The sequence below is a fragment of the Candidatus Sodalis sp. SoCistrobi genome (assembly GCF_900143145.1).
In the GTDB taxonomy this organism is placed as follows: domain Bacteria; phylum Pseudomonadota; class Gammaproteobacteria; order Enterobacterales; family Enterobacteriaceae; genus SoCistrobi.
In genome coordinates this window covers 1-17,387 of record NZ_FRDB01000033.1, presented here as the reverse complement: position 1 = coordinate 17,387, position 17,387 = coordinate 1, and the positions used below count along the sequence as shown (strand labels likewise).

General features: G+C 58.6%; 14 protein-coding genes and 2 pseudogenes. 7 read left to right on the top strand and 9 right to left on the bottom strand.

All coding sequences use genetic code 11. The features are described from left to right. A partial coding sequence (locus CINSTRO3249_RS04065; protein ID WP_143146879.1) for an integrase core domain-containing protein occupies positions 1 to 229 on the top strand: 229 nt, incomplete at its 5' end. 41 nt (positions 230 to 270) lie between these two features. Here the strand turns inward: CINSTRO3249_RS04065 and CINSTRO3249_RS04060 are convergent. The 3 genes and pseudogenes from CINSTRO3249_RS04060 to CINSTRO3249_RS04050 all read right to left on the bottom strand — a co-directional run. Beyond that, positions 271 to 1,492: pseudogene (locus tag CINSTRO3249_RS04060) on the bottom strand (aldehyde dehydrogenase family protein); the annotation flags it as partial. A 167-nt stretch (positions 1,493 to 1,659) separates the two neighbouring features. Beyond that, complete coding sequence (locus CINSTRO3249_RS04055; protein ID WP_074012290.1) at positions 1,660 to 2,274, bottom strand: glutathione S-transferase; 615 nt, start codon at positions 2,272 to 2,274, stop codon at positions 1,660 to 1,662. Positions 2,275 to 2,623: 349 nt separating this feature from the next. Beyond that, positions 2,624 to 3,223 (bottom strand): DcrB/PsbP domain-containing protein, encoded by a 600-nt coding sequence (locus CINSTRO3249_RS04050; protein WP_074012289.1) that lies wholly within the window; start codon positions 3,221 to 3,223, stop codon positions 2,624 to 2,626. A gap of 224 nt (positions 3,224 to 3,447) precedes the next feature. On the opposite strand from CINSTRO3249_RS04050, the gene fdhD reads away from it, so the two are divergent. After that, positions 3,448 to 4,233, top strand: a complete 786-nt coding sequence (gene fdhD, locus CINSTRO3249_RS04045) for a formate dehydrogenase accessory sulfurtransferase FdhD (RefSeq protein ID WP_074012288.1) — start codon at positions 3,448 to 3,450, stop codon at positions 4,231 to 4,233. A gap of 128 nt (positions 4,234 to 4,361) precedes the next feature. Then, complete coding sequence (sodA, locus tag CINSTRO3249_RS04040; protein WP_025420370.1) at positions 4,362 to 4,979, top strand: superoxide dismutase [Mn]; 618 nt, start codon at positions 4,362 to 4,364, stop codon at positions 4,977 to 4,979. Between the two features lie 218 nt (positions 4,980 to 5,197). Here sodA and CINSTRO3249_RS04035 read toward each other — a convergent pair whose 3' ends face one another. From CINSTRO3249_RS04035 to glyQ, 6 genes are all read right to left on the bottom strand, one after another. Further along, positions 5,198 to 5,746, bottom strand: coding sequence for an MltR family transcriptional regulator (locus CINSTRO3249_RS04035; RefSeq protein ID WP_074012292.1), 549 nt, complete (start codon positions 5,744 to 5,746; stop codon positions 5,198 to 5,200). A gap of 58 nt (positions 5,747 to 5,804) precedes the next feature. After that, positions 5,805 to 6,953 (bottom strand): mannitol-1-phosphate 5-dehydrogenase, encoded by a 1,149-nt coding sequence (locus tag CINSTRO3249_RS04030; protein WP_074012287.1) that lies wholly within the window; start codon positions 6,951 to 6,953, stop codon positions 5,805 to 5,807. Between the two features lie 97 nt (positions 6,954 to 7,050). Continuing rightward, positions 7,051 to 8,991, bottom strand: coding sequence for a PTS mannitol transporter subunit IICBA (locus CINSTRO3249_RS04025; protein WP_074012286.1), 1,941 nt, complete (start codon positions 8,989 to 8,991; stop codon positions 7,051 to 7,053). Between the two features lie 770 nt (positions 8,992 to 9,761). Continuing rightward, positions 9,762 to 10,487, bottom strand: coding sequence for a DUF3053 domain-containing protein (locus tag CINSTRO3249_RS04020; protein WP_074012285.1), 726 nt, complete (start codon positions 10,485 to 10,487; stop codon positions 9,762 to 9,764). Between the two features lie 157 nt (positions 10,488 to 10,644). Beyond that, positions 10,645 to 12,714, bottom strand: coding sequence for a glycine--tRNA ligase subunit beta (glyS, locus tag CINSTRO3249_RS04015; RefSeq protein WP_074012284.1), 2,070 nt, complete (start codon positions 12,712 to 12,714; stop codon positions 10,645 to 10,647). Positions 12,715 to 12,723: 9 nt separating this feature from the next. Next, positions 12,724 to 13,638, bottom strand: coding sequence for a glycine--tRNA ligase subunit alpha (gene glyQ / locus CINSTRO3249_RS04010; RefSeq protein WP_074012283.1), 915 nt, complete (start codon positions 13,636 to 13,638; stop codon positions 12,724 to 12,726). 239 nt (positions 13,639 to 13,877) lie between these two features. On the opposite strand from glyQ, the gene CINSTRO3249_RS04005 reads away from it, so the two are divergent. From CINSTRO3249_RS04005 to avtA, 4 genes and pseudogenes are all read left to right on the top strand, one after another. Continuing rightward, positions 13,878 to 14,342 carry an N-acetyltransferase gene (locus CINSTRO3249_RS04005; RefSeq protein WP_074012291.1) on the top strand — a complete coding sequence of 155 codons (465 nt, stop codon included), beginning with the start codon at positions 13,878 to 13,880 and terminating at the stop codon, positions 14,340 to 14,342. 160 nt (positions 14,343 to 14,502) lie between these two features. Continuing rightward, positions 14,503 to 15,483, top strand: coding sequence for a glyoxylate/hydroxypyruvate reductase GhrB (gene ghrB, locus CINSTRO3249_RS04000; protein WP_074012282.1), 981 nt, complete (start codon positions 14,503 to 14,505; stop codon positions 15,481 to 15,483). Between the two features lie 212 nt (positions 15,484 to 15,695). After that, the gene (locus CINSTRO3249_RS03995; RefSeq protein ID WP_074012281.1) at positions 15,696 to 16,697 is read left to right on the top strand and encodes an AI-2E family transporter; all 1,002 of its coding nucleotides are present in this window, start codon (positions 15,696 to 15,698) and stop codon (positions 16,695 to 16,697) included. Between the two features lie 150 nt (positions 16,698 to 16,847). Beyond that, positions 16,848 to 17,258: pseudogene (gene avtA / locus CINSTRO3249_RS03990) on the top strand (valine--pyruvate transaminase); the annotation flags it as partial. Positions 17,259 to 17,387: the final 129 nt, after the last annotated feature.

The following is a 17,387-nucleotide window of genomic DNA, read 5'->3' as shown; positions in this document are numbered from 1 at the left end:
CGGCGACTCCTACGATAATGCGATGGCAGAGAGTATCAACGGGTTGTACAAAACGGAGGTTATCCACCGCGGGAGCTGGAAAAACCGGACGGAAGTGGAGTTGGCCACGCTGGACTGGGTGGACTGGTACAACAACAGAAGGCTGCTCGGGCGGCTGGGTTACATCCCTCCTACTGAAGCCGAAATGAACTATTACGCTTTGCAATTAGCATCAGAGGAAGCGGCGTAGTATTGCCAAAATTACTCTCTAATAAACTCGGGGTTATTCACCTCCTGGAAAACGCGCATACTGTTGTTGCCGAACAACATCGCCGGCTCCAGATAATACCCCGCCGCCAGGTCGCCCTCCATGTGCTTACGACGGCCGCCGGTAAGCACCTCTGCGCCCTCCCGCTTGCCGATATCGATATAATTAAGGATGGTTTCCAGCTGGCCCGAGGAAACCTGCGCGCCCATCATCGTAGCGCTGTCGAGCGGGTTACCGGTTTTGATGGCCTCCACCCGTTTGATAGCGCGCTCCATAAAACGGTCGTAAATCGATTCCTGCACCAGCGCTCGGCTGGGGCAGGTGCACACCTCACCCTGGTTGAAAGCGAACAGCGCAAACCCTTCCAGCGCTTTATTAAAGAAGGCATCTTCCTTGGCCATCACATCGGCGAAGAAAATATTGGGGGATTTGCCGCCCAGCTCAAGGGTCACCGGGATAACGTTGCGGGCGGCATAGCTCATTATTTGCTGACCGACCTCGGTGGAGCCGGTAAAGGCAATTTTTGCCACCCGTCCCGAGGTCGCCAGATACTCACCGATCTCGCCGCCCGCCCCGTTAACCACATTGACTACCTCTGCCGGCAACAGATCCTGAATGAGCTCCATCAGCATCAGCACCGACAGCGGTGTCAATTTGGCGGGTTTCAGCACAACACAGTTACCGGCGGCCAGCGCCGGGGCCATTTTCCAACAGGCCATCAGCAGCGGGAAATTCCAGGGGATGATTTGCGCCACAACCCCCAGCGGCTCGTAAAAATGATAAGCCACCGTTTCGCTATCGATTTCGCTAATCCCCCCCCTCCTGCGCGCGGATACAGGAAGCGAAGTAGCGGAAATGGTCAATCGCCAGCGGCACATCGGCAGCCAGAGTTTCGCGGATGGGCTTGCCGTTATCCCAGGTTTCCACCGATGACAAGAGCTCCAGGTTTTGCTCCATGCGCTCGGCGATGCGGTGCAGTATCGCGGCGCGTTTCTGCACCGAGGTTGCCGCCCACCCGGCGCGTGCGGCATGGGTGGCATCAAGCGCCAGATCGATGTCGCTTCGCCCGGAGTCGGCAACCTCACATAGCGGCCTGCCGGTCACCGGCGTCAAATTGACAAAATACTCGCCCGATAGCGGCGCCACCCACTCGCCGCCGATAAAATTTTTATAACGTGCTTTAAGCTGAAAAGGATACCCGTATTCGCCGGGGATCAGGCTTGTGATAGGGGGATTGTGCGCCATGGCTCTCTCCTTCACGCTGGTTGCCTTACCGGTCGGTAGACCGATGTCAGCGAACAACATCGACACGCGGCGATAAGCGGTCTGAACGCTCTATCCATTACGTTAACGCCGCGCCACGGCGATGAACAGGCCCGGCGGGAAGGAAAATCGCGGTTATCAGAGCGGCTTCACACTCTGGTGGCGAGGGTTTCATCGCTATACAAGCCGGCTGTGGTCGGCGGCAAAGTACGGGCAAAACTCTGCCGACTGAATAGCCGCTCAGCCATCGCCACCAGCGCAGGACGGTCGACACACCAGTTGGGCATGATGCGGCGGACATTGATAAAACCCAGCATGCAGGCGACGGCGATATCCGCCTGCGAAAGGGGGGTGGCATTTAGCCAGCGGCTTTCCGCCGCGCCTTGCTCCAACGCATTCAGCCCGCTGTGCAAATGGGCGCGATACTGCCAGAGCCGCTGCTCTTGCTGGTCGTCAGCGCCGCGACGGCATTCCCCCACCAGCGCCAGCGCCGCCCATTCTTTCACCCGCAGCGCGTCACGGGCGTCGGCCGGCAGTAATGCCGGTTCAGGCTGTAACCATTCCAGATAGTCGGCGATCAAAGAGGGGTGGCAATGGGTTTCCCCCTGCGCGTCAATCAATACCGGCGCGCAGCCCAACGGACTGATGGCCGTCGATAGCGTGCTATCTACCGCGTGAACCAGGGTAAACGGCAGATCTTTCTCAAGCAATATCACCGAAATTTTGCGCACAAAGGGACAGGAATAACTGCCGACGAGCTTCATGATACGCCTCCGTTTGCCGGTCTTGAGATAGACAGTATGGCGCAAAGGGGCACGGTCGGGGAAAACGCCGCTTTTACCTCCTGCTTCCTGACAGCATAGTGGCGGCCCCTGCGGCGCGTCCAGCGAATTTCTCGGCCGGATGCCGGCACCTATCACCTGCAAAGGCCGCCGGCTAAAGACCCCTGCGGCTCACCCAGCGGCGTCACCGGCCGGATGCCGGCACCTATCACCCGCAAAGGCCGGCGGCTAAAGACCCGTGCAGCTCACCCGGCGGCGTCACCGGCCAGATGCCGGCGAGGACTATTGGACGGGCACGCGCAGCGCAAACGATGCCGCCTGCGGTCAGGTGTTAATGAAACGCGACCGTCTTCAGCACCTGCTTCACCAGCAGATTGTGCTGAGCCAGATTATTGGCCGGCGTGAGTACCTGGAGGGTCAGCACACTACCGGCGTAAGGCGTCGTAATGGTGGAGCCCAGCATGGCATTGCCCCCCACCGTCTGGCGGGTATCGAGGCGCAGGAATTTATGACCACCGACGGTCTCGACGCTTTGGCCGGTTTTCTGCACGTCTTTATACTGGGTTTTCAGACCGGATAGGCTGCCTTGGGCCATCTTGTTAAAAGCATCCGTGCTGGTATCGTTGGCATCGCCGGCCGCGGTCGGCACTTCGCTCACCCCGATCACCTGCTGGCGCTGCCGGTCGGTGAACACCTGAATTTTCACACCGGGATTTTGCGCAGCGGGATCCTCGCGGGTTTGATTAACGAAAGCGCCAGGCACCTGCAGCGTCACTTTGCCGCCCAGCGCGGCAACGTCAATGTCTTTCGCCGACGATGCAGACGTGTCGCCCGTTCCGCTATCCGCCGCCGACGCCATGCCGGACATGCCTGCCAGCCCGGCGGCCGCCATGATGAGGAACAGTGCGATTTTGATATTATGCTTGGTCATAGCCCTCAATCCTTCTCCGCAATGGTGTTCCATTAAACGTAGCAAGGGGCTCCGAATTACGCAACTCACTGAAAAAGAAAACTGTTTAGCCTAGGGCAACCGCTGGCCCGGGTTGCGGGTTTGCATCGCTCGCCCGAGCAGCGAATAATAACACCCTACTAGCATTACGAGAGAAAACCATCGTGAAACACACCGCTTTCCACGCCGAGGACGCCCGGCCCGGTATGCGTCAATCCAGCGTCCGCCGGCGCGGGCAGCTCGATCGCACGGAGCCCGACTGGCTGGCCGAAGAAGTACCGGTCGCGCTGGTGTACAACGGTATCTCCCACGTGGTAATGATGGCGTCGCCAAAAGAACTGGACGTTTTTGCCCTCGGCTTCTCGCTATCGGAAGGCATTATCGCTTCGCCGGCGGATATCTACGGGATCGACATCGTGCCGGCCCAACAGGGCCTACAGGTTCAGATCGAGCTTTCCAGCCGCCGCTTCATGGCGCTGAAAGCGCAGCGCCGGGCGCTGGCCGGACGCACCGGCTGCGGCGTTTGCGGGGTGGAGCAACTGGACGACATCGGTAAACCCTTGCCGCCGCTCCCTTTCACGCAACGCTGGCCGCTGGCGCGGCTTGATCGGGCGCTGGATCGATTACAAGAGGTGCAGCCCATCGGCCGGCTCACGGGTTGTACCCATGCCGCGGCCTGGATCTCGCCGGATGGGGCATTGTGCTATGGCGCCGAGGACGTCGGCCGCCACGTAGCGCTGGATAAACTGCTGGGCATGCGGGCGCGGCGGGGGGGATCCCCCGGAGCGGTCCTGGTCTCCAGCCGCGCCAGTTATGAAATGGTGCAAAAAGCCGCCATGTGCGGCGTGGAAATTCTGTTCGCCGTTTCCGCCGCCACGTCGCTGGCGGTGGAGGTTGCCGAACGCTGCGGCATGACGTTGGTGGGGTTTAGTAAACCGGGACGCGCCATGGTCTTTACCCATCCGACACGGATCATTGAAGAGGTAAGTTAACCTTGTTCTTTCTAAAGTCACCGATAAACGTTTTATTCAACGTTTAATTAACTATAATGATCGGATTGCTTACGCGACCCTAACATGCATTTAAAGGGGGCCGGTTCAACTAAAATGGAGAGATTGATATGAGCTTTACGCTACCTTCCCTGCCTTATGGCTATGACGCCCTGGAACCGCATTTCGACAAAGAAACGATGGAAATTCATCACACTAAACACCATCAGACCTATGTCAACAACGCCAATGGCGCCCTGGAAAGCCTGCCGGAATTCGCCAATCTGCCCGTCGATGACCTGATCCAAAAATTAGACCAGCTACCGGCGGACAAAAAGACCGTGCTGCGCAACAATGCCGGCGGTCATGCCAATCACAGCCTGTTCTGGAAGGGTTTGAAACAAGGTACGACCCTGCAGGGCGAACTGAAAAGCGCTATCGAGCGTGATTTCGGCAGCGTTGACGCGTTTAAAGAAGCGTTCGAGAAGGCCGCCGCCACCCGCTTCGGTTCCGGCTGGGCCTGGCTTGTGAAAAAAGACGGCAAACTGGCCGTCGTGTCCACCGCCAACCAAGACAACCCGCTGATGGGTGAAGCGATTTCCGGGACCTCCGGCTACCCGATTCTGGGCCTGGACGTTTGGGAGCACGCTTACTACCTGAAATACCAGAACCGCCGCCCGGACTACATCAAGTCATTCTGGAACGTGGTCAACTGGGATGAAGCGGCCGCACGTTTCAGCCACGCCTGATTCGGCACCGCGGCGCATACCGACACCGGCTCGCGCCCGGCGGGGATTTTTTTGCCCGCGCGCCGGCGAATGAATGCGCGGCCAGGCCGTGACGACAGCAGTGACGCAGGTGCAGCCATTTACTCGCTGAGGAAGCAGGCCCTAGGTGAGGGCGACCGCCGATACGCAAGCGCCGCGAGCGCGGGGCGAAGGCGCCGTCGTGAAATCCGACGCGGCGGCTATTTAAGCAATAACCGATCGGAAAACGCTTTTTTGGCGCTGATTCGCACCAAATACTCGGTGGCGGAGAGAACCATGGTCGAGCGCACCATTTGCTGATAGCGCTGCCGTTGCATCTTCGCCAGCGCTTCATCCTCCGGCGCGCGCGAGATTGACGGCGACGGCGGGAAGGTGGCGACGCAATGCAACTCGCCAAACGGCCCCAAAATTTCATCATCGGTGAATCGATAATCGCCCGGATCCTGCTGCAGTTCTTCATGCAGTGCCATCAGCAGTTCGGCGTCTTCATACTCCTGGCGGCTTATCACCCCGAGCGCATAAACCAATTTCAGGCGCACCGACAGCTCCGCCAGCGGCCCGGCGCCTACCAGCAGCGGCTCCACGGCGTATTTGACCGCATAGTCATCCTTGCGGAACACCTGCGTCACCAGAATGGCGACGGCTTCCGCCAGCAGCGTAATCGCCGCCCGCAAAAACTCCCGCACCGTGATCCCGGCATTCAGGCGTTCGAGCACGCTGTTTTCCAGCAGCTGAGTGTTTTCCGTCATGTTGCACACCATGTAGCGGGCCAGGGGGCGGACCCGCGTCCGCCCCCGGTTCTGTCGATTACTGCATGGCGTTATAGGCATTCACCACTTGCGCGACAACATCACTGTCTTCTTCAAGGCCGGAGACGTTAGCCAGCGCCGCCTGCGGACCGACCTCGGCCAGCAATGCCGCCCACTCTTTCGCCTGCGGATCCTGATCGCTGTGATAGTGCATCGCGGCGGCGATGCCGGTCACCAAATTGGCATGGCCAAGACCGTACTCCAGCGTACCGCGCAAGGGTTTGATTAACCGATCGCCAGCGCCCAGTTTGCGCAACGGCTGCCGGCCAACGCGTTCCACGTCGTCATGCAGATAGGGATTTTCAAAGCGCTGAAGAATTTTGTTGATATAGGCGGCATGCTTTTGCGCATCAAAACCATAACGATTGATAAGCACCGCTCCGCTCTCCTCCATCGCGCCTTTCACCGTCTGGCGCACGGCCGGATCCAGAATGGCATCGCGGATGGTCTGATGGCCGGCGAGCTGGCCCAGATAAGCGGTAATGGCGTGGCCGGTATTCAGGGTAAACAGCTTACGCTCCACAAAAGCCATCAGATTGTCGGTCAGTTCCATGCCGGCGAGAGCGGGCGGAACGCCTTTAAATTGGGTTTTATCCACAATCCACTCGCTAAAACTCTCGACCGTCACCGCCAGTGGGTCGTCGCTGCCCGCTTCAACCGGCGGCACGATGCGGTCCACGGCGGAATCGACAAAGCCGACCTGCTGCTCTACCCAGGCATGATAGCGCGGCTCCAGCGCATTAAGCACATGCTGCTTAAGCTGGCTGGTGCCGCGCACCATGTTTTCACAAGCGATGATGTTCAGTGGCTGCGTGCTGCCGCCATCGTGCCGCTGGACCAGACCGCGGGCAATGGCCGGCGCGATACGTTCAAGGATCTGCGGGCCGACCGCCGTCGTCACCAGATCCACGCTGGCGATAAGCGCCACGGCGTCGTCGCTGCCGCTGTGTACCGCGCTGACTCCGCTGACGGTCTCCACCTGCGCCTGTTCACCCACCACCCGCACCTGGTATTGGTGGCGCTGGTTCAGCGCGTCGAGAACCTGCTGGTTCACATCGGCGAAAATCACCTCAACACCGGCATCGGCCAACAATTTACCGATAAACCCGCGGCCGATATTACCTGCTCCGAAATGTAATGCTTTCATGACGTTAACCTTGAATTATCGTAGCAAAAATCTAAGCAAAAAGGGGCCATGGCAGGCCCCTTGATTTATTGCGTCAGTGACCCGCCCGCATGCCTGGTCAGGACGCTTTGCCGCTCGCCAGCAGTTCCAGGACTTCCTGCACGTCGGTGGTGTGGCTTAAGCGCGCGATCACCGTCTCATCGTCCAGCGCATTGGTCAAACTGGTGATGACCTGAATGTGCTCATTATTACGGGCGGCGATCCCGATCACCAGTCGGGCAATATCCTCTTCCTCGTCGCCAAAGCGGACGCCGTCAGGGTACTGGCAGAATACCACGCCGGTACGCAGGACGCGGTCCTTCGCCTCGATAGTGCCATGGGGCACGGCGATGGACTCACCCAGGTAAGTCGAGGTCAGTTTTTCACGATCCAGCATCGCCTGTACGTATTCGGGCTGGACATAACCGCCTTTCACCAGTTGTTCACCGGCGAAGCGGATAGCCTGCTCTTTATGGTCCGCATGTTGACCGAGAAAAACGTTGTCCGCAGTGAGGCGGAACAGGTTTTGTTCGCCGTCTTCAAAGCTGTCGTCCAGCGTGGTCATGACTCTTTGCTGATTATCCCCGCTTTTTTGTACCGCTACCAGACGCGCGGTCAAATCGCTGTAAAGCTGGCTGTCGAGGAAGTTATTCAGCGAAATATGCTGCGCCTGCTGCGCCTGCGGCGCATGACGCATTGCCCGTTCGGTCAGATCGCGATGGGTTATCACCAGATCGACATCGTCGGGTAAATTATTGATGGCGCTATTGGTCACGCTGATGTTCTTCAGCCCGGCCTCGTTCACCTTTTTACGCAAGACGCCGGCGCCCATGGCGCTCGACCCCATGCCGGCGTCACAGGCCACGATAATTTTCCGCACCGAACTCAAATTCAAATCGCCCGAGGCGCCCGCGTTGACGGGGCCGCCGACGCCTTTCGACTGGGCTTTCATATCCTGCACACGGCGTGACGCTTCGGCCAGATTATCTTCATCGCCGGTAGCGCGTGAGCTCTTAAGCAAAATGGACGAGATGATGAACGAAACGGCGAAAGCGGCAACAATCGCGGCCAGGTTGGCGAAATAGGTGCCTTTGGGCGTCATGGCTAATACGGCCAGGATAGAGCCCGGGGAAGCCGGCGAAACCAGACCGCCGCCCAGCAGATTCAGCGTAAATACGCCGGTCATGCCGCCGAGGATAACCGCGATCAATAAACGCGGGTTCATCAGCACATAGGGGAAATAAATTTCGTGGATACCACCCAGGAAATGAATGATGGCTGCACCGCCGGCGGATTGCTTGGCGTTACCGCGGCCAAATATCATATACGCCATCAGGACACCCATACCCGGGCCGGGGTTGGCTTCAATCAGGAAGAAGATTGATTTACCGGTCTCGGTTGCCTGCTGAATGCCCAGCGGCGAGAAGATGCCGTGGTTGATGGCATTATTCAGGAACAGAATTTTGGCCGGCTCGACGAAAATGGACGTCAGCGGCAGCATGTTATAGGTCACCATCAGGTGAACGCCGGCCGCCAGCCCTTTTGACAACATTTCTACCAGCGGACCGATGGCCAGGAAAGCCAATACCGCCAGCAGCATACCGATAATACCGGCCGAGAAGTTATTGACAAGCATCTCGAAACCGCTTTTGATTTTACCGTCCACGGCGCGGTCGAAGCGTTTGATAGCCCAGCCGCCGAGAGGACCGGCAATCATTGAGCCGAGGAACATCGGCATATCGGCACCGGCGATGACCCCCATGGTGGTAATCGCGCCGACGACGCCACCGCGTTCGCCACCCACCATCCGGCCGCCGGTATAGCCAATCAGCAGCGGTAGCAGATAGGTGATCATCGGGCCGACCAATTTGGCCAGCGTCGCGTTGGGTGTCCAGCCGGTAGGAATAAACAGCGCGGTGATGATACCCCAGGCGATGAAGGCGCCAATGTTTGGCATCACCATATTGCTGAGGAAGCGGCCAAAGTTCTGCACTCTGACCTTGATATCCGATGAAGACATAAAACTCACCCCTATTGAAACGCGCTATACAATAAGAGCGCGTGAAATTTGTTGCGGCAGTGTTGCACCATCCGCCGGTATTACTCTTGGCAGCGCGACTCTACCACGCTCTTTTGCGATAGCGTAGCGAGGTCAATTATTGTGATGCTAATCACGAGGACACCCCCCTAAACAGGGTTATATGGGTGATATTCATCACAAAACCACTGTGAAATAAAAGCACATTCCGGCGTAACCGACTAATTTAAGCCGCCTATTGTGATTCTAATCACATAATTTGGCGGCTAATTTGCAATGAAAACGTGATTTAAATCACAAAAAATGTGATGTCTGACCACGACCGCTGGCGAAGTCGTTAGCAAAGCAGCGCACGCGGCGTTGATATACCATGGAGATCAAAGGGAAAGGTGTAACAAAGTTACCGCTTAAAGCGGTAAGGCAGGGCGTAGCATGCGCACAGCAAGACAGATTTTAATCAGATCCCCGGCGCCAGTGCCAACGGGAGGCCAGCAGAGACCTAGACCTCTCGCAGTAGCCTACAGGGCATCGGCAGCACAGCGGCCACCTGTAGGCCCCTCGCTGTCGTGGAGGTGTCAGCGTTACGCCACCCCAGACGCTATCATCCCCCCTATACCGGCCCAGGGAAGACCCATCGCTTTGTCGCCGGGAAAATCAACGTAGGCCGCCAGGGCGTTAACAGGCCAGCCGTAGGCCGGCCAGTCAAAGTCACGCCGCCAGAGGCAAGGAAGTAACAGCCCCCGGCGACACCGTCAAGGCAACAGCGCGCCTGCGCCGCTTTGCGCCTGCAGCAACTGCTGGTGCTGGTTTTGCAGCCCGGTCATGAGCTCATTATATTGCGTCACCTGCAGCTGCGTGGGGAAGCTTACCGACCCACCATCATAGCTCGGCTGACCTTGCGCCGTCTGCATGGCAAGAAATTCCCCCACGTGAACCAGCTGTTCTGCCAGTGAAGAAGCAGCGCCAATAACCGGCGTGACTTTCTGCACCGGCCCGGTCACCAACTTGTCGTAGGCCTGCGCGTAAACCTTTTGCAGATCCTCCGGCTGCTTAAGCGCGGCGCGGGCATCGTCCGCCTGTTTCCTGGCGCGCGCCAGATCGGGCGCCAGCATATTCAATGCGCCTCCCGCCTGCGCGAGCGTCTGCCGATGGGACAGGTAATCCTGCGGCACACGAATTTGGCTTATCTCATCCAGCACCGGTACCAGCGAACCGTTAACCGAGCTGAGGAATTTGTCGCTGAAGGTTTGCAAAATCTGATAATCATTAGCGTAAGGGCCAAACTGCTCCTTTTGCGCCGCGCTCAGGGTGGGGATCCGTTCTCCGCCGGGCAAAATCGTGTTTTGCAGAAATTGCATAAAGGCTTGTCGCTGTTCCGGCTCTTTATCGCCGCAGCCGGTCAACTGAAAGACGCCCAGCACTACCACAAGCATTGCCAGCAGTGGCCGGTAGAGGCCCATGCGCTCCCTTAAGGTCATAACCTTTACTCCTGTAAATGAAGGACTTATTTTCCCGGTTTAGGTGTTCACTTCGCCTTCCCTGACGCAGTAACAATAATAGTGCAGTTTCGCGACAGGCAAACACCGCCGGCGCGGCGCCGGGTCGAGGGCGACGTACCGGCGGCCAGCGCGCGGCCTATTGCAGCAGCGAAATATCCGCGACCTGCAAGAACAGCGTGCGCAGCTGCGCGAGCAGCGTCAGTCGGTTAATCCGCACCTGTGGGTCGTCCGCCATCACCATCACGCTATCAAAGAACGCGTCCACCGGCTCACGCAGCGCCGCCAGCTCTACCAACGCGTCCTGATAGCGACCGGCCTCGAACAACGGCTGCAGTTTTTCGCGTAACACCACCAGGTGGGTCGCCAGCGTGATTTCCGCCGGATCCTTGAGCAACGAGGCTTGTACGTCCTCGTGGACCGGATCATCAGATTTGGCGAGTATATTCGATACCCGCTTGTTGGCCGCGGCCAGCGACGCGGCTTCTTCCAGGGTGCGGAAATAGCTCACCGCGCGTACCCGGGCGTCGAAATCCGCCGGGCGGGTCGGACGCCGCGCCAGCACCGCCTGAATGGTGTCGACACTGTGCCCCTGCTCCTGGTACCAGGCGCGAAAACGGCCGAGCATAAAATCGATGACATCATTCACTACAGCGTCATTGGTCAGCTTCTCGCCGTAAAGGCGCACCGCCTCTTCCGTCAGCGTCTGCAGGTCGAGCGGCAGCTGTTTTTCCACGATAATGCGCAGCACGCCGAGCGCGGCACGGCGCAGGGCGAAAGGATCTTTATCCCCTTTAGGATGCTGGCCGATGCCGAAAATGCCGGCCAGCGTATCCATCTTGTCGGCAATGGCCACCGCGCAGGACACCAGCGTCGTGGGCAGCGCATCGCCGGCAAATCGCGGCTGATACTGCTCTTTTTGCGCCAGCGCCACCGCTTCCGGCTCGCCGTCGTGGCGGGCATAATGCATACCCATCACGCCCTGGGTGTCGGTAAATTCAAACACCATATTGGTCATCAGATCGCACTTGGACAACAGGCCGGCGCGCGCGGCCTGCGGCACATCCGCACCGATCCGGCCGGCGATCCAGGCCGCCAGAGCTTCGATCCGGTCGCTTTTGTCGCGCAGCGTGCCGAGCTGTTTTTGAAACAGCACCGTATCCAGCCGCGGCAGACGATCTTCCAGCCGCTGTTTGCGGTCGGTGTTAAAGAAGAACTCCGCGTCAGCCAGGCGTGGACGCACCACCTTTTCATTGCCGGCGATGATCTGCTGGGGGTCTTTCGACTCGATATTCGCCACAAAAATAAAGTGCGGCAGCAGGTTGCCCGCGGCATCGTAAACCGGGAAATACTTCTGGTCGCCTTTCATGGTGTAGACCAGCGCCTCCGCCGGCACCGCCAGAAACTTCTCTTCAAAGCGGGCGGTGAGCACCACCGGCCATTCCACCAGCGAGGTAACCTCTTCCAGCAGGCTCTCGCTCAGATCGGCCACGCCGCCTAACCGTTTGGCCGCCGCTTCCGCATCTCGGCGAATGGTCTCTTTACGCTGCAGATAGTCCGCCATCACCCGGCCGCGATCCAGCAGCACCTGCGGATACTGGTCGGCGTGCTCCAGGCTGATTTCCCGCTCGCCCATAAAACGGTGACCGCGCACGATGCGATCGGCGTCAATGCCGAGCACATTGCCCGCAATAACGCCGTCATCCAGCAGCAGCGTCACGGTGTGCACCGGCCGGATGAACTGGGTTTCATTGTCGCCCCAGCGCATCATTTTCGGGATCGGCAGCTTGCCCAGCGCGCGGCTGACCATAGCGCACAGCAGCTCTTGCACCGGCTGCCCCTTCACGCGGGCGCGATAGACCAGCCATTCCCCTTTATCGGTCGTGAGACGTTCGGCCTGGCTGACCGAAATGCCGCAGCCGCGCGCCCAGCCTTCGGCCGCTTTGGTGGGATTGCCGTCGGCATCAAACGCCTGTGCGATGGCGGGACCGCGCTTCTCGACGTCGCTGTCGGCCTGTGCGCCGCCGAGCGCGGCGACCTTGACCGCCAGCCGGCGCGGAGCGGCAAACCAGCTGACTTCGCCGTGGTCGACGTTGGCTGCATCGAGTTCGCCGCTGAGGTGGGTGGCAAAGGCTTCAGCCAACGCGCGCAGCGCCTTTGGCGGCAGCTCTTCCGTGCCGATTTCCACCAGAAAAGTGTGTTGCGTCATGGCTGCCTCTTAGTTCTCATTCTTCTTGCTCATCGGGAAACCCAGCGCTTCGCGTGAAGCGTAGTAGGCTTCCGCCACGGCCTTGGTCAACGTGCGGATCCGCAGGATATAGCGCTGGCGCTCCGTCACCGAGATGGCTTTGCGGGCATCGAGCAAATTGAAGCTGTGCGCCGCCTTCAAAATGCGCTCATAGGCCGGCAGCGGCAGCGGTTTTTCCAGGGCCAGCAGGCTTTGTGCCTCTTTTTCATACTGTTCAAAACAGGTGAACAGAAAATCCACATCGGCATATTCAAAGTTGTAGGTGGATTGCTCGACTTCGTTTTGGTGGAACACGTCGCCGTAGGTGGTACGACCCAGCGGCCCATCGCTCCATACCAAATCATAAACGCTGTCGACGCCCTGCAAATACATTGCCAAACGCTCAAGCCCGTAGGTGATCTCCCCCGTGACCGGCCGGCATTCCAGCCCACCCACCTGCTGAAAATAGGTGAATTGTGTCACTTCCATACCGTTCAGCCAGACTTCCCAACCCAGCCCCCAGGCGCCCAGTGTCGGGTTTTCCCAGTTGTCCTCCACGAAACGAATATCGTGAATAGTGGGATCCAGGCCAACTTCTCTCAGCGAACCGAGATATAATTCCTGGATATTCTCTGGCGAAGGTTTGATGATGACCTGAAACTGGTAGTAATGCTGCAGCCGGTTGGGGTTTTCACCGTAGCGGCCATCCGTCGGACGGCGCGAAGGCTGCACGTAGGCGGCGGCGATGGGCTCCGGGCCCAGCGCCCGTATACAGGTCATGGGATGGGACGTCCCCGCGCCGACTTCCATATCCAGCGGCTGGACGATAGTGCAGCCCTGGCGCGCCCAGTAATCCTGGAGCGTCAGGATCAGGCCCTGAAAGGTCTTGGGATCAAACTTTTGCATGTTGAATTCGCACGCGTTGCAAGTGGATGTAATGAGAAGGCGCCAGTATACCCTCTGGCGTTCAGATATACAGCCCGGATCCGGCAACAACTGCGAATACGCGCCGCAGAGTTAATCAAAACGGTCAGCGCCGCGCTTAATCGCCGAACGGCAGGAAGGTCTATGCAACGCCATTGGCAGCGGGACATCACCCGCGTCAGCGTCCAGCAACGACAGGGTGCGCAAGCGGAGGTCCCATGGTGATCCGCCCGCTGCGTCAGGAGGATTTGCCGGCGGTGCTCGCGCTGTGGCTTGAGAGCACCACCCGCGCGCATCCTTTTATTTCGCCTGCCTATTGGCAGGAGAGCCTGCCGTCGGTGCGCGACGAGTATCTGCCCGCCGCCCGGACTTGGGTGGTGGAACAGGACGCCTCTCTCGCCGGCTTTATCAGCGTGTTGCGCGGCAAGGTGGTGGGAGCGCTGTTCGTCGCGCCGGCCTATCAGCGGCGCGGTGTAGGGTTGGCGCTGATGACCATGGCGCAGCAGGCTTATCCCGCGCTGACGCTGGAGGTTTACCGGCTAAACCGCAACGCCTGCCGGTTTTATCATCACCGCGGCTTCTTTCCTATCGCACAGCGGCTTAACGGTGAAACCGGCCATCTCATCCTCCAACTGCACTGGTACGCCGGCGGTATAATGCACGCCGTCTCCCCTCCCTCATCCTGAGCGCCAGACCGGAACCGCTATCCTCCTGCGGCGTAGCCCAGGGTCCTCCGCGTTGCCCTCCCCGTGTCCGCATCTCCCGGCGGCGCGCCTGTTACCCGCGATGAAAAGTGGTATGCTGATTAATAATGAATCTGGTAATCACTGATTAATGGAGAATTCGATGAAGCCTGCTGTGATTTTGTACAAAGCCATCCCAGAAGATTTACGCCGACGTCTGGACGACCATTTCAGCGTCACGGCGTTTGACGGGCTCACCGACGACAATTTGCAGCAACATGCGCCGGCCCTGACGAAAGCGGTGGGTCTTATCGGCGCCGGTGGGAAGGTCGATGAGACTCTACTTGAGCGTATGCCGGCGCTAAAAGCCGCCTCGACAATCTCCGTGGGTTACGACAATTTCGATGTGCAGGCGTTGAGCGCACGCGGCGTACTTCTGATGCATACCCCGACCGTATTAACCGATACCGTGGCGGATACCTTGATGGCGTTGGTGCTCGCCACCGCGCGCCGGGTAGTGGAATCGGCGGAACGGGTCAAAGCCGGCGAATGGCAGCGCAGCATTGATGAAAACTGGTACGGCGTCAATGTGCATCATAAGACCCTGGGCGTGGTGGGCATGGGCCGCATCGGCATGGCGCTGGCGCAGCGCGCCCACGCCGGTTTTAATATGGATATACTTTATCATGCTCGCAGTCAGCACCCTGAAGCGGAACAGCGTTACGACGCCCGCTATTGCGAACTCGACACCCTGCTGGCACAAGCGGATTTCGTCTGCCTGATCCTGCCGTTAACGGAACAGACGCATCATTTAATCGACGCCGCCAAGCTGGCGAAAATGAAGCCCGGCGCCATCCTCATCAATGCGGGCCGCGGTCCGGTGGTGGATGAGGCGGCACTGATAACGGCGCTGGAAAACCGCACTCTCTTTGGCGCCGGGCTGGATGTGTTCGAGCAGGAGCCGCTGCCGGTGACGTCGCCGCTGCTGCGCCTGCCCAATGTCGTAGCACTGCCGCATATCGGCTCCGCCACCCATGAGACGCGCTACAACATGGCCGCCGACGCGGTGAATAATCTCATCACCGCCCTCACCGGTCGGGTAGAGAAAAATTGCGTCAACCCGGAGATCCTCCCCGGCCATTAACGCTACAGCGCCGCCGGCGACGGCCAATCCCAGGCCCGGCGGCGCGACAACCGCCGCGGCGCCGACAGCCGCTCGCGGTGAGCGCGACATGTTTCTTACGCTTGACTGAGGGCGATGAGGCTGCGGTTTAAGCTGTCGATGCTAAGATTACCGCCTATGCTGTTTGCTATTCGCGCAACAAAGGAACCGGCCAGTAATGAAAGGAAAGAAGAATGAGCGTAAGTGAGACACAGCTGAAGGCGACCTCTTACCTGTTGATGTTTCTTTTTATCACCCTGATCATCCCGCTGCATCTGTTTCCCTGCTTCATCGCCGGCTTTCTGGCGTATGAGGTGATCATTTCCCTGACGCCGTGGTTTGAACGTCTGGTCGGCAGCGGCCGCGCACGCTGGGTCGTGGTAACCCTGATTGCCGCATTTGTGGTGATTGCCATGACGCTGGGTATCGTGAGCCTGGTAAGCTTCCTGACCTCGGATATTCAGCGCGGTATCGACATTACCGCCGAAACCAACCGCATTTTCTCCGATGTGAAGAATCGCATCCCCGATTATCTCCCCTCGTTCCTGCCTGAAAGCGCGGAGGAGCTTAAAGATCAGCTGTTTGCCCTGGTCGAGTCCAATTTAATTATTATCCGCAACATGGGCCGCACTTTCCTGCACGGGCTGATTACCATTTTTATCGGCCTCATTATCGGCGCGGTCATTTCGCTGAATAAGCCGTCCGGTCGCAACACCTACTTTACGCAGCAGTTGCTGGAGCGCCTGCATTATCTCTCGCAGGCGTTTCGCAATATCGTCTTCGCCCAAATTAAAGTGTCGCTGGTCAATACCCTGCTGACGTCGATGATGATTTTGGTGCTGTTCCCGCTGTTTGGCGTGCATCTGCCGCTGGGCAAAACGCTGATTGTGGCGACCTTTATCTTCGGCCTGCTGCCGATTATCGGTAATCTCATTTCCAATTTCATGATTATCATCTCGGCGCTCTCCATCTCTTTGAGCGTGGGGGGGATAATGGTGCTGTACCTGATCTTGATTCACAAGTTGGAGTATTTCCTCAATGCCGAGATCGTCGGCAGCCGCATCAATGCCAAATCCTGGGAGCTGCTGCTGGCGATGCTTATCTTTGAGGCGGCGTTTGGTCTGGAAGGGTTGGTGGCGGCGCCGATTTATTACGCTTACCTGAAAACCGAATTGCGGGCGCGGGAGCTTATCTGACCGGCGATAGCCCGCGCTCATGCCTGGCGCCGCTCCTGAGCGGTCCCGCCCGGCGGTGTCGTACCGCTTTCTGGGTAAAAAGGGGGTTGCCAGCGGCGCGCGAGCAGGTAAGGTGTCAGTCTGGCCCGCTACGAACCGCAGTTTAACGCTATGACTTTTTCCCGCTTCGGCAACAAATTTACCCGCCATTCCGGTATCGCCCAACTGATGGACGACATGAACGAAGGCCTGCGCACCCCCGGCGCCATTATGCTCGGCGGCGGTAACCCGGCGGCGATCCCCGCGATGGAACACTATTTTGATGGCCTGTGGCGCGAGATGCTCGACGACGGCACCCTGAATGAGGCGTTGTGCAACTATGACGGCCCGCAAGGCAAAGATACGCTCCTGACCGCGCTGGCCGCCCTGCTGCGCAAGGAATTCGACTGGCCTATCACCGCAGCCAATATCGCACTGACCAACGGTAGTCAGAGCGCCTTTTTCTATTTATTTAATCTGTTTGCCGGTCGCGGTGAAGACGGCACGCTGCGCCGGGTCTTGTTCCCGCTGGCCCCGGAATATTTTGAATCACCCCGGATAAATTAGAGTCTATACTTTAAAAGTGGAGGTCTCTATGACAACGACCAAACGTTACTCTCCGGAAGTCCGTGAACGGGCAGTTAATCTAGTGCTGGAAACTCAGCATGAGCA